A 12581-nucleotide genomic window follows, 5' to 3' on the forward strand; every position below is an offset into this window, starting at 1 on the left:
CCGGAAAGGTAGGCTGCGAAGCATGGCCACTCCGAAGGTTCCCGCGGCGGATCACACGCTGCGCATCCTGAGCCTGCTGGCGGCATCGCGCGGGCCCATGCCCGCCACGATGATCGCCGCCCAGCTCGGCATTCCGCGGTCGACCGTCTACCACCTGCTCGCGACGCTGCAAGAGCACGACTTCGTCATGCACCTGCCCGAGGAAAAGCGCTACGGGCTCGGGCTCGCCGCCGTGGCGCTCAGCTCGGCCTACGAGCGCCAGGAACCGCTCGCACGCATCGGTCGCCCGCTCATCGCCGCCCTCGTCGACAGGGTTCGGATGAGCGGGCACCTTGCGGTGCCTCATGGGCGAGACGTGCTCTACGTGATCGAGGAGCGCGCGCCTGGCGCTCCGCCGCTCATCACCGACGTCGACGTGCGTCTCCCGATGCATCTCACGGCCAGCGGCCGCGCCGTGCTGGCGGCGCTGCCGAAAGCACAGGCCCGCGCACTCTTTCCCGATCAGCGCGCCTTCGTGCATCGGCACGAGTCCGGCGACGGCATCGACCGCTATTCTCGCCTGCGCGCGGTGCTCGATGAGACGGTGACGCGGGGCTTCGCCCTGGAGCGCGGATCGGTCACCTCCGGCCTCACTTCCGTGGGCGTGCCCGTGCTCGACCACCGGGGCTGGCCTGTCGCAGCCATCGCGGTGACGTTCCCCGACGAGCGCGTGCCCGAAGACCGCCTCCCCGAACTCGCAGCCGAGGTGCGGGGCGCTGCCGAGGTGCTTTCGAACCGCATCTACGGTCGAAGCACCGCGAAGTAGCAGGCACCCGGGGCGCGAATCGCCCTAAACCTCGCGCACGCCCGCGCGCCAGACTGCGGCGGTGAGGGGCATGCCCGGCCGGTAGGCGAGGTGCGTCACCGAGGGCGCGTCGAGCAGCTGTAGGTCAGCGCGGGCGCCGGGTGCGATGGTGCCGACGCGGGCCTGGGCTGTGCCTCGCGGATCACGCCAGCCGTCTTCGTGCATGTCGAGCGCGATGGCACCGCCGAGGGTGGCTGCACGCACGGCCTCCTGGATCGTGAGACCCATCTGCAGCACTGCGGTCGCCACGCAGAAGCCCATCGAGCTCGTGTACGAAGTGCCGGGGTTGCAGTTCGAAGCGATCGCGAGCACGGCGCCGGCGTCGAGCAGCGTACGGGCGGGGGCGAGCGGCATGCGCGTGGAGAGATCGCAGGCGGGCAGCACGGTCGCCACGGTGCCGCGACCATCGGCCCATGAGCTTGCGAGCGCTGAGATGTCGTCGTCGGTCAGGAAGCCGAGATGGTCGACGCTGAGCGAACCGTACTCCACAGCAAGCTGCGCACCGGGGCCGTGCCCCAGCTGGTTGCCGTGCACGCGGGTGGCGAGGCCCGCCTCGCGGGCGCTGTCGAGCACGCGCCGCGTGGCGGCTTCGTTGAAGGCGCCGGTCTCGCAGAACACGTCGACGGCGCTCACATACGGGGCTACGGCCTCGAGCATCGGCCCGGTGACGAGGTCGAGATAAGAGAGCGGATCCTGCCCGGCCGGCACCACATGCGCCCCCAGGAATGTGACGGCGTCGACCTGCTCGCCGGCGACCCGTGCGGCACGTACCTCGTCTGCGACGGTGAGGCCGTAGCCGGTTTTCGTCTCCAGCACGGTGGTGCCGCCGCGGCGAGCCTCGGCCACGAGGCGGGCAAGATTCTGGGCGAGCGCTGCCTCGTTTGCGGCGCGGGTCGCTTCGACCGTCACGTTGATGCCGCCCGCGGCATACGCTTCACCGGCCATGCGCGCCTCGAACTCGGCGGTGCGATCCCCCGCGAAGACCATGTGGCTGTGCGAGTCGACCCAACCTGGAAGCACCGCCCGCCCGGCAGCGTCGACGCGCTCGTCAGCGGCGGGCGCCGCAGCAGCCGGGCCGAGCCACGCGATCCGCCCGCCCTCGATCACCACGGCGGCGTCGCGCACACGCCCACCCACCCCGTCGCCGAGGCCGGGGTCGTTGGTGGTCAGCTCGCCGATGTTGTCGATCAGCAGGGTTGTCGCGGCTGATGCGTGTGCTTCGCTCATGGCTTCACTCTCTCATTGTTGGTGGCGGATCGCCGCGCCCGGCCCCCTGCTACCAGGCCCGCTCGGTGTTGCGCACGGTCGGCGCGACGGGGATCCGCACCCCGCGCTCCTCCGCAACCTCGGCCGCTCGCTCGTAGCCCGCGTCGACGTGGCGGATGACACCCATCCCTGGATCGTTGGTGAGCAGACGCTCCAGCTTCTCAGCCGCGAGTTCGGTGCCGTCGGCCACCGAGACCTGACCGGTGTGGATGGAGCGGCCGATGCCCACCCCGCCGCCGTGGTGAATTGACACCCAGGTCGCGCCGGATGAGGTCGCGGTGAGCGCGTTGAGCAGAGGCCAGTCGGCGATCGCGTCTGAGCCATCGGCCATGGCTTCGGTCTCGCGGTAGGGCGATGCAACCGATCCCGAGTCGAGGTGGTCGCGGCCGATCACGATCGGGGCGCTCACCTTGCCCTCGGCGACGAGCCTGTTGAAGAGCAGGCCGGCCTGGTGCCGCTCGCCGTATCCGAGCCAGCAGATGCGGGCGGGCAGCCCCTCGAACTCGACACGCTCAGCGGCGGCGTCGAGCCAGTGGTGCAGGTGCGTGTTGTCGGGGAAGAGCTCTTTGAGCGCCGCGTCGGTGACGCGAATGTCTTCAGGGTCACCCGAGAGCGCCGCCCAGCGGAATGGGCCGAGCCCTTCGCAGAAGAGCGGGCGGATGTAGGCCGGCACGAAGCCGGGGAACTCGAAGGCGCGGTCGTAGCCGCCCTTGCGCGCCTCGTCGCGGATCGAGTTGCCGTAGTCGAACACCTCGGCGCCGGCATCCTGGAACTCGACCATGGCCTGCACGTGCGCGGCCATTGACACCTGCGCGTCCTTCGTGAACTGCTCGGGGTCGGCTTCGGCGCGCTGCAGGCGTTCCTCGACCCGGTAGCCGATGGGCAGGTACGACAGCGGATCGTGGGCGCTGGTCTGGTCGGTGACGAGGTCAATGGAGACCTCGCCGGCCTGGTGGCGGCGCAGAATCTCGGGGAACACCTCTGCGGCGTTGCCGACGAGGCCGACCGACCAGCCGCGCTGCTCGGCTTTCGCCTGCTGCACCTTGGCGAGCGCCTCGTCGAGGTCTTCGACGACCTCGTCGAGGTAGCGCTTGCCGGCGCGGCGGTCGAGGCGGGTCTTGTCGACGTCGACGATGAGGCAGGCGCCGTCGTTCAGGGTGACGGCGAGGGGCTGCGCGCCGCCCATGCCGCCGCAGCCGCCGGTGAGGGTGATGGTGCCGGCGAGCGAGCCCTTGCCCTCGACGGTCTCGATGCACCCCTGGCCCTGCAGTTTGCGGCCGGCAGCGGCGAAGGTCTCGTAGGTGCCCTGCAGGATGCCCTGGGTGCCGATGTAGATCCACGAGCCCGCGGTCATCTGGCCGTACATCATCAGGCCCTCGGCCTCGAGCTTGCGGAACTCGGGCCACGTCGCCCAGTCGCCCACGAGGTTCGAGTTGGCGATGAGCACGCGGGGCGCCCACTTGTTCGTGCGGAACACTCCGACGGGCTTGCCCGATTGCACGAGCAGCGTCTCGTCCTCTTCGAGGTCGCGCAGAGTGTCGACGATTGCGTCGTAGGCCTCCCAGCTGCGGGCGGCGCGGCCGGTGCCGCCGTAGACGACGAGATCGTCAGGGCGCTCGGCAACCTCGGGGTCGAGGTTGTTCATGAGCATGCGGAGCGGGGCCTCGGTCTGCCAGCTCTTCGTGGAGATCTCGGAGCCGCGAGGGGCACGGACGGGGCGGGCGCCGGGAAGAGCCATGAGTGGTCCTTTCGTGGGGGTCGCGGAGCGATCCGCTGGTCTTCCCCTATTCCAGCGCGCTGCGCGGCCCGCGACAACGCGGTTCACAGTGCCTCTGTCTGGTATTACGGACATGGCGGATCGGGCGCTTCGCCCCTCCGCGCGCGCGAGCGCCCTGCCCAGTCGCGCTCACGCCCCGCACCCCGAGCCGCAGATCGTATATGATCGGGAGATGTTCGCGCGCGATCGTCTCTCCCCCGGACTGCTCGCCGTACTGTCGTTCCTCGCCGCCGTCGGCCCCTTCGCGACCGACATGTACCTCGCGTCGTTCACGTCAATCGCTGCCGACCTCGGCGCTGCGCCCTCGTCTGTGCAGCTCACCCTCACCGCGTTCCTCATCGGCATGGGCCTCGGCCAGCTCCTGCTCGGCCCGCTCTCCGACCAGTGCGGCCGCCGCCCCGTGCTCGTGATCGCACTCGCCGTCTTCGCCGCATCGAGCATCGCGATGGTGTTCGCTCCCAACATCGCCGTCTTCGTCGCGCTCCGCGCCGTGCAGGGCATTTCGGGCTCTGCCGGGGTCGTCGTCTCCCGCGCGATCGCCGTCGATCTCAGCCAGGGTGCCGACGCGATCCGCGCCATCAGCCTCATCGCGATGTTCGTCGGGCTTGGCCCGCTGCTCGCCCCTCCTGTGGGCGGTGCGATCCTCACCCTCGGCGACTGGCGCGCCGTGCTCGCAACGCTCGCAGCCATCGCCACCGCCATGTTCGCACTCGCGCTGATTCTCGTGCCCGAGTCGCTCCCCCGCGAGCACCGCACATCTTCAGGTGTGCGCACCGCGCTGCGAGACTTCGGCAAGCTGCTCGCAAACCGCCGCTTTCTGCTGCTCAGCTGCGTCTTCGGCCTGGGCTTCGGCAGCATGATGGCCTACATTTCCGCCTCACCCTTCGTGGGTCAAGCGGTGCTCGGCATGCCGCCTCTGCTGTACTCACTCGCCTTCGCAGCTGGCGCCTTCGCGATGATCCTCGCGAACCTCACCAACGCCAGACTCGCAGGAACCGTGCCCGCCACACGCATGCTGCTCATCGGCAGCGGCCTCTCCCTCGCCGCCGGCGCAACGCTCACCACCGCCGCACTCACCGACGCGCTCTCACCCCCGCTCTTCATCGTCTGCGCCTTTGCCCTCACCGGCGGCACCGGGCTCATCATGTCGAACGCGAGCGCTCTCGCCCTCAGCCTCGCCGAGACCTCGCGAGGAGCGGGCTCCGCGCTGCTCGGGGCCAGCCAGTTCGCCGTCGGCGGCCTCGCGTCGCCCCTCGTCGGCGCTTGGGGCGAGCACACCGCCCTGCCGATGTCGTTGTTCGTGCTCACCGCCACGACCCTCGGGGGCATCGGCGCGCTCCTCTACCGTCGCGGCGCCTGAGCGCGCACCCGATCCGCACGCCCACACACCTGCTACGCGGGGCAGAAACGCCGGAGGGGCGGATCAGCATCAGCTGATCCACCCCTCCGGTCTGCGCCGCGCAGCGCGCGTGCGCAGACTCAGCTCAACCCGAGCTCGATCTTCGCGCCGGGAATCGCAGCGAGCAGGTTCTTCGTGTACTCCTGCTGCGGGTTCTCGAACACCTCAGCAGTCGTTGCCTGCTCCACGATGCGACCCTGCTGCATTACGCACACCCTGTCGGCGATGAGTCGCACCACCGCGAGATCGTGAGTGATAAACAGATACGTCAGCCCCAGCTCTTGCTGCAGCTCGGCGAGCAGATCGAGGATCTGCGCCTGCACCAGCACGTCGAGCGCCGAGACTGCCTCGTCGAGCACGAGAATGTCGGGCTTCAGCGCGAGACCACGTGCGACGGCGACGCGCTGCCGCTGCCCGCCCGAGAGCTCGTTCGGATAGCGGGTGGCGAGCTCGCGCGGCAACGCGACCTGGTCGAGCAGTTCGAACATGCGCGCCTTCCGGCTCGCAGTATCGCCAACGTTGTGGATCTTCAGCGGCTCCATGATCGTGTTGCCGATGTTGTGCAGCGGATCAAGCGAACCGTAGGGATCCTGGAAGACGGGCTGCAGGGTGCGCCGCAGATCGAACAACTTGCGCCCTGACAGCGTCGCAGTCTCTTCACCGCCGATGCGGATCGAACCCGTCGTGGGCTTCTCCAGCTGCAGCACCATCTTCGCGATCGTCGATTTGCCCGACCCCGACTCGCCCACGAGCGCCATCGTCTCACCGCGGTTCACGGTGAAGGAGGCGTCGGAAACGGCGTGGAAATCTTCAGAACCGAAGTTGCCCTTTCGGATCTTGTAGACCTTGCCGAGCCCCTGCACCTCGATCATGGGTTCACCGTGCTTCACCGTGGGCTTCTCGCTCTCGGCCAGGGCCGCAAGATCGAAACTCTCGGTGGGTGCCGCCGGCACCACAGCGTCGGAGCCGATTCGCCGCGAGGCGAGGCTCGGCGCAGCCGAAACGAGGCGCTTGGTGTAGGGATGCTGCGGATGCTGCAGAATCTCACGGCTCGGACCCGACTCGACGATGTTGCCCTTGTACATGACGATCAGCTTCTCGGCGCGCTCGGCAGCAAGGCCGAGGTCGTGCGTGATGAACACCACGGCGGTGCCGAGCTGCTCGGTCATGGAGGAGAGGTGATCGAGCACCACGCGCTGCACGGTGACATCGAGCGCCGAAGTGGGCTCGTCGGCGATCAGCAGTTGCGGATTCGCGGCAAGACCGATGCCGATGAGCGCGCGCTGCTTCATACCGCCCGAGAACTGGTGAGGGTACTGCTTCATGCGCTGTTCGGCGTTCTGCAGACCTGCCTGTTCGAGCACCTCGACGGCGCGCTGCTTGACCTCCTTGCGACCCTTCGCCAGCCCGTTGGCGCGGATCGCCTCTTCCACCTGGAAGCCGACCGACCACACCGGGTTGAGGTTCGACATGGGATCCTGCGGCACGAGGCCGATCTCACGCCCGCGGATCGACTCCATATCGCGTCGACCGATGCCCACGAGCTCGCGCCCGTTCCACTGCACCGAGCCGCCGGTAGTGCGGCCGGTGCCCGGCAGCAAGTTGATGACGGCGTGCATGGTCGTCGACTTGCCGGATCCCGACTCGCCCACGATCGCAACGGTCTCGCCCGGGTACACGTCGAAGGAGATGCCGTGCAGCACCTCGTTCGGCTGCTTCTTCGTGCCGAACGCGACCCTCAGATCGCGCACGGTCAGCAGCGGCTTCGCGGCCTGCTCGTTTTGATTGGCTGCGCTCATCGACGGGCCCTCGCCTTCGGGTCAAGCGCATCGCGCACAACTTCGCCGAGCAGGATGAACCCCAGCACGGTGACCGTGAGCGCGAGCGACGGATAGATGAGGGGCATGGGGTCGGTGCGCAACGAAAGCTGCGCGGCGCTGATGTCGTTGCCCCAGCTGATGAACTGCCCGGGCGGCAGGCCGACCCCGAGGAACGAAAGCGTCGCCTCGGCCACGATGGCCGAAGACAGCGAGAGCGTGGTCACCACGATGGCCGGTGCGAGCGCGTTCGGCAGCACGTGCCGCACGAGCGTCGCGAAGCGCGACAGGCCGAGCGACTCGGCAGCCATCACGAAGTCGGCGTTCTTCACCCGCAGAATCTCACTGCGCACGATGCGCGCGGTGATCGGCCACGAGAAGCCACCGATCGCGAAGGCGATCACCAGCGGGTTGCGGTACTCCTGCATGACGCTCATCACGACGACAGCGGCGAGGATGTAGGGGATCGAGAAGAAGATGTCGCCGATGCGCGAGAGCACGGTGTCGAGCGCTCCGCCGAAGAACCCGGCGAGCGCGCCCATCACGGTGCCCACCACGAAGGTGATGGTGATCACGATGAGACCCACCGAGACGGAGGTCGATGCGCCGTAGATGATGCGCGCATAGACGTCGTACCCCTGCTTCGTGAAGCCGAGCGGGTGCCCTGCGGTGGGGGCGCCGTTCGAGTTCGCGAGGGAACTGGCTCGCGGATCCACCTGGGTGAACATACCAGGGAAGAGCGCGACGAGCGCGACCACCAGGATGATCACCACCGAGATCCAGAACATGGGTCGGCGCCGCATATCGCGCCAGGCGTCGAGCCAGAGGTTCGACTTCTTCTCCTTGATGCGCACCGCATCGACGGGAACAACAGGGGTTTCGTCGACCGGAGCGACGAAGTGCTCGATCGGCGGGCGCACGCTGCGCCCGGGCTGGGACTGGTTCTGGGAATCAGGCATAGCGGATCCTCGGATCGAGCACGGCGTAGAGCAGGTCGACGACCAGGTTCACGCCGAGGTAGATGAGCACCATCACGGTGACGAAGGAGACGACCGTGGCGTTCTCGCCCTTCAGAATGGCCTGGAAGAGCACGTTGCCAACGCCGGGCACGTTGAAGATGCCCTCGGTGACCGTCGCGCCGACCATGAGCACGCCGAAGTCTGTTGCGGTGTTGGTGATCGTCGGAATGAGGGAGTTGCGCAGCACGTGCACGGGGATGACCCGGCGGCGGCTGAGCCCCTTCGCGTAGGCCGTGCGCACGAAGTCCTGGTTGAGCGTGTCGATCACGGAGGCGCGCGTGAGGCGCATGCTCGTGGCGTACAGGCTCACGCCCAGCACGATTGCGGGCAGCAGCAGATCTTGCACCGGAGCGCCCGAACTCACCGTGGGTTTGAACCACCCCAGCTTGAGGCCGAGGCCGAACTGCGCGATGAACGCGATCACGAAGATCGGGATGCTCATGAACAGCAGGCCGATGATCAGGTTGACGTTGTCGAACAGCTTGCCCTTGCGCAGCCCCGAGAAGAGGCCGATGACCACGGCGAGCACGAGCTCGATGGCAATCGCCATCGCGGCGAGCTTGATCGTCACCGGGAAGGTGCGGGCGAGGATCTGCGAGACCGGCTCCCCCGAGAAGCTGACGCCGAAGTCGCCGACGAAAATGCCCTTGAGGTAGAGCAGGTACTGCACGATGAACGGCTGATCGAGATGGTACTGCGCGCGCACGCGCTCAAGCACCGCTTCGCTCGGCTGCTTGTCGCCGAACATTGCGGCGATGGGATCGCCCGGCATCGCAAAGACCATGAAGTAGATGAGGAAGGTGGTTCCCAGCAGCACCGGGATCACCTGCAGCAGACGGAAGAGGATGTATCTCAGCACGAGCTGGTTCCTCCCCGTTCGGTGTGGGTTGACATGTTGCGTATTCTCTCGCAATTAGGCGGAAACACGAAGCCGAGAACTGCAGCGTTCTCGGTTCGGAAGAAAAGGGCCGCTCGGCGCACCGCGCCGAGACGAGGCGAGGGCCCCGGGTCTGAGACCCGGGGCCCTCGCTGAGGGTTACTTCTTGGTGATCTCGTTGAAGATCGGCACCGAGTTCCAACCGAACGCGACGTTGTCGACGTTCTCCGAGAACCCACCGGTGGTGCCCTGGTACCAGAGCGGGATGGAGGGCATGTCCTCAAGGAGCATCTCCTGCGCCTCGTTCAGCATCTTGTTGCGGGCCTCGTGGTCGCTCTGCTGCACGGCCTCATCAAGCTTCGCGTCGAACGCGGGGTTCGAGTAGAAGCCGTGGTTCGAGCTGGCACCCGTGTAGTAGAGGGGCTGCAGGTAGTTGTAGGCACCCGGGTAGTCGCCCTGCCAGCCGGCACGGAACGGACCGCCGACGACGTCGGCCTCACGGTCATCGAGGAAGGCTGCGAAGGTCGGGTAGAGCTTCGGAGCGGCCGAGACGCCGAGGTTGGTGGCCCACTGGTTGGCCACAGCCTCAACCCACACCTGGTGGGGGCCGTCGGAGTTCGTGGCGACCTGGATGGTGCCCTCGTAGGGGCTGATGGCGTCTGCCTGAGCCCACAGCTTCTTGGCCTCGTCGAGGTTGAACTCGAGCTTCTCCTTGCCGGCGAGGTCGTCGGCGTAGCCGTCGACCACGGGCGAGGTGAAGTCGACCGCGGGAACGTTGGTGCCCTCGAAGATCACGTCGATGATCTCCTCACGGTCCACAGCCATCGAGAGCGCGGCGCGGCGCAGCTTGCCCTCTTCGTCCATACCGAAGTGCGGCAGGCTGGTCGAGATGGCGAGGGTGGTGGTCAGAGCGCCGGCCTGGTTGATGGCGCGGTCACCCAGCTCGTCCTGGAACACCGCGAAGGAGGTGTCGGGGATCTGGTCGAGCACGTCGAGGTTGCCGGCGAGCAGATCGGTGTAGGCGGCGTCGAGCGAGGCGTAAACCTTGAACTCGATGCCGTCGTTCGCGACCTCACGCGGGCCGACGTAGGTGTCGTTCTTCACGAGGCTGATCGACTCGTCGTGCTTCCAGGCGCCTTCGCCGTCGAGCTTGTAGAGGCCATTGCCGATCGGGTTCTGGCCGAAGGCCTCCATGTCCTCGAATGCGACGTCAGGCAGCGGGTAATACGCCGAGTAGCCGAGACGGTCGGGGAAGTCGGGCGAAGCCTCAATGGTGAAGGTGTGGTCGTCGACGACCTTCAGGCCCTCCATGGCCTCGACCGGATCGGTCTCGCTAAAGCCCTTGATAGCGCTGAAGAAGTACTGGTTGCCCAGCGCGTTGTCGACGTTCGCAGCGTAGTTCCAGGCGTCCACAAAGTTGTGGGCGAGCACGGGGGTACCGTCGGAGAAGACCGCGTCGTCGCGGAGCTTCACCTCCCACAGGGTGTTGGTGTCGTTCATGGGCTCGATCGACTCGGCAACGCCCATCTGGGTCACGCCGTCGGCATCGTAGTAAACGAGGCCTTCCCAGAGCGAATCGACAACCTTGCCGCCGCCGACCTCGGTGGTGTCCGCCGGGATCAGGCCCTTCTGGGGCTCGGTGTTATTGACGGTGATAATGCCGCCGGCTGCGGCCTCGCCGCCGCCGTTCGAGCCGCCGCCGGTGCAACCGGAGAGCGCAAGCGCGCCCGCCGCCGCCAGAGCGATGAACCCGAAGCCAATCTTGGATCGCTTCACGAGGTTTCCTCCTTGAAATGTTCCATCCGGTCAGGGCACGCCGATGTGGCTTCCGCCCCGGATGAATTCGAAATGACCTCCCCAGCCTAACGACAGCCGGGGAGGCGTCTGCACAAAACAGTGTCTGTAACGGCATCGTGATGGAGGTCTGTAGGAGTCCGAGAATCTTCTTCCATACTTCGCGGGCAGAACTGTACGAAATCGACATGTTCCTGGGAGATTGCGCCGCGAACAGAGCCATCGCCGCACCTGCACCGTCTCCGGGCCTTCGCTCTCTATACGCTGGTGCGGTGACGCAACCTCAATCGCCGGCGCGGCTGCGCTGGGAACTCGGCATCGTGCTCGCGCTCTCCTTTGGGGCCTCGGGTGTGTATGCGGTGGTGACTATCATCGAGCGCCTAACGCGCGAGGCCGCGCTCAGCGCGCAGACGGCCACGATCAACCGGCCTCTCGCCGAGAGCCCCGTCTTCGATCTGATCTACCAGCTGCTCGGCGTCACCTTCGGGCTCGCGCCGGTTGCGCTCGTGGTCTTCTTGCTCTGGCGCGACCGACGCCCCCATCTCGGGAGGCTCGGGCTCGGCGCACCCACCCGCCCGGCCGGCCCGCGGCGCGGCTGGTGGCTGCGCGAGAGCGGCGCTGGTGTTGCGCTGGCAGCGCTGATCGGCGTGCCCGGGCTGGGGTTCTATCTGTTCGCGAAGTGGATCGGCATCAACACGACGGTGGTGCCGACAGCCCTCGATGCCTTCTGGTGGACGGTACCGGTGCTCGTGCTGCAAGCACTCAGGGCCGCCCTCGGCGAGGAGCTGATCGTGGTCGCCTACTTCTTCGACAGGATGCGCCGTCTGGGCGTCGGGCCAGTCGCGACGGTAATCGCGAGCGCGCTGCTGCGCGGCAGCTACCACCTGTACCAGGGCTTCGGCGGCTTCATCGGCAACGTGGTGATGGGCCTCGTCTTCGGCTGGGCGTACCAGCGCTGGGGCCGGTCCCTCCCGTTGATCGTGGCCCACTGGATCCTCGACATCGTCAGCTTCGTGGGCTACCCGCTCGCCGTCGCACTCTGGCCGGCACTGTTCGCCGGGTAGCGCGAAACGATGCTCAGCGGATCGTGCGCACCCAGGCGTCCGTGAGCCCCCACACCTCGTCGTAGAGTTCGGGAGCCGCAGCACAGCGCGTGGCGGGCTTGCGCACGACATAGCCGGCGTCGGTCTTCGTGGCACCCCAGCCCTCGCGCATCGCGGCGCACGAGTCCGGGAACGACGACAGCAGGTCCGAGGTGAGCACGAGATTCACACCGTCAGGGATATTGAAGTTGACGGGACCGAAGCGCTGCGAGATCTGCGAGGTCGCGTTCCAGGGACCGATCGCCATGTCGTAGGTCGGCCCTACGTCGACGGTGGGCGGGCCGCTGGGCTGCGACGTCGGCGTGTCATCGTCATCGTTTGTGGTCTTGGGCTTCGCCGGGGAGGTCGTCTTCGGCGTCTGCGTGGGAGTCGCGTCGGTCGTGGGCTGCGGCGTTTCCTGGGTGCCCCGAGCGAGGTTCAGAATCATGATCGATGCGATGAGCGCCAGCACGGCGACGATACCGACGACGATCCAGGGCTTCGCGCGAGCGGCGCGATCGCCGGATCCGTCGCCCGGATCGGCCGGGGAGGTGCGCTTGCTCGCGGGGAGCTGGGAGGTGCGTACCCGCTCTGCCTGCTCGTACGCCAGACGCTCGCGGGCGGGGACCGGCGCCGGTGCAGACTCGTGAGCGTCGTTCTTCGACGACGCTCCGAACAGCTCCTCGAATGGGTCTCTATTCACGAC

At 67.3% G+C, this 12581-nt stretch carries 10 protein-coding genes; 3 read left to right on the top strand and 7 right to left on the bottom strand.

The window, feature by feature from the left end:
• Window positions 1-22 precede the first annotated feature (22 nt).
• The gene (locus WFI54_RS06280; protein WP_336651938.1) at window positions 23-805 is read left to right on the top strand and encodes an IclR family transcriptional regulator; all 783 of its coding nucleotides are present in this window, start codon (window positions 23-25) and stop codon (window positions 803-805) included.
• A gap of 24 nt (window positions 806-829) precedes the next feature.
• Here WFI54_RS06280 and hutI read toward each other — a convergent pair whose 3' ends face one another.
• Both hutI and hutU read right to left on the bottom strand, forming a co-directional pair.
• Window positions 830-2071, bottom strand: a complete 1242-nt coding sequence (hutI, locus tag WFI54_RS06285; protein WP_336651939.1) for an imidazolonepropionase — start codon at window positions 2069-2071, stop codon at window positions 830-832.
• A 49-nt stretch (window positions 2072-2120) separates the two neighbouring features.
• A complete protein-coding gene (gene hutU, locus WFI54_RS06290; RefSeq protein WP_336651940.1) occupies window positions 2121-3848 on the bottom strand; it encodes a urocanate hydratase in 1728 nt (575 codons plus the stop codon).
• A gap of 211 nt (window positions 3849-4059) precedes the next feature.
• Here hutU and WFI54_RS06295 point away from each other — a divergent pair, with 211 nt between their 5' ends.
• Window positions 4060-5247 (top strand): multidrug effflux MFS transporter, encoded by a 1188-nt coding sequence (locus WFI54_RS06295; protein WP_336651941.1) that lies wholly within the window; start codon window positions 4060-4062, stop codon window positions 5245-5247.
• 119 nt (window positions 5248-5366) lie between these two features.
• Here the strand turns inward: WFI54_RS06295 and WFI54_RS06300 are convergent, their stop codons facing one another.
• The 4 genes from WFI54_RS06300 to WFI54_RS06315 all read right to left on the bottom strand — a co-directional run bounded on the left by WFI54_RS06300 (window position 5367) and on the right by WFI54_RS06315 (window position 10775).
• A complete protein-coding gene (locus tag WFI54_RS06300) occupies window positions 5367-7085 on the bottom strand; it encodes an ABC transporter ATP-binding protein (protein WP_336651942.1) in 1719 nt (572 codons plus the stop codon).
• The gene (locus tag WFI54_RS06305; protein ID WP_336651943.1) at window positions 7082-8062 is read right to left on the bottom strand and encodes an ABC transporter permease; all 981 of its coding nucleotides are present in this window, start codon (window positions 8060-8062) and stop codon (window positions 7082-7084) included. Before WFI54_RS06305 ends, WFI54_RS06300 begins: the two co-directional genes overlap by 4 nt.
• Entirely contained in the window at window positions 8055-8981 is a 927-nt protein-coding gene (locus WFI54_RS06310; protein ID WP_336651944.1) for an ABC transporter permease, read from the bottom strand. Before WFI54_RS06310 ends, WFI54_RS06305 begins: the two co-directional genes overlap by 8 nt.
• A gap of 177 nt (window positions 8982-9158) precedes the next feature.
• A complete protein-coding gene (locus tag WFI54_RS06315; RefSeq protein ID WP_336651945.1) occupies window positions 9159-10775 on the bottom strand; it encodes a peptide ABC transporter substrate-binding protein in 1617 nt (538 codons plus the stop codon).
• A gap of 290 nt (window positions 10776-11065) precedes the next feature.
• Between WFI54_RS06315 and WFI54_RS06320 the strand changes: the two genes are divergently transcribed.
• Window positions 11066-11857, top strand: a complete 792-nt coding sequence (locus tag WFI54_RS06320; protein ID WP_336651946.1) for a CPBP family intramembrane glutamic endopeptidase — start codon at window positions 11066-11068, stop codon at window positions 11855-11857.
• A 13-nt stretch (window positions 11858-11870) separates the two neighbouring features.
• Here the strand turns inward: WFI54_RS06320 and WFI54_RS06325 are convergent, their stop codons facing one another.
• Complete coding sequence (locus WFI54_RS06325; protein WP_336651947.1) at window positions 11871-12578, bottom strand: hypothetical protein; 708 nt, start codon at window positions 12576-12578, stop codon at window positions 11871-11873.
• Between the last annotated feature and the right edge of the window lie 3 nt (window positions 12579-12581).

It is taken from the genome of Leucobacter sp. MMO-125, assembly GCF_037148395.1.
In the GTDB taxonomy this organism is placed as follows: Bacteria; Actinomycetota; Actinomycetes; order Actinomycetales; family Microbacteriaceae; genus Leucobacter.

Bases quoted from the DNA above. Each gene is read 5' to 3' on its own strand.
- hutI (WP_336651939.1), bottom strand. From the start codon at position 2,071: ATGAGCGAAGCACACGCATCAGCCGCGACAACCCTGCTGATCGACAAC.
- WFI54_RS06305 (WP_336651943.1), bottom strand. From the start codon at position 8,062: ATGCCTGATTCCCAGAACCAGTCCCAGCCCGGGCGCAGCGTGCGCCCG.
- WFI54_RS06300 (WP_336651942.1), bottom strand. From the start codon at position 7,085: ATGAGCGCAGCCAATCAAAACGAGCAGGCCGCGAAGCCGCTGCTGACC.
- WFI54_RS06280 (WP_336651938.1), top strand. From the start codon at position 23: ATGGCCACTCCGAAGGTTCCCGCGGCGGATCACACGCTGCGCATCCTG.
- hutU (WP_336651940.1), bottom strand. From the start codon at position 3,848: ATGGCTCTTCCCGGCGCCCGCCCCGTCCGTGCCCCTCGCGGCTCCGAG.
- WFI54_RS06295 (WP_336651941.1), top strand. From the start codon at position 4,060: ATGTTCGCGCGCGATCGTCTCTCCCCCGGACTGCTCGCCGTACTGTCG.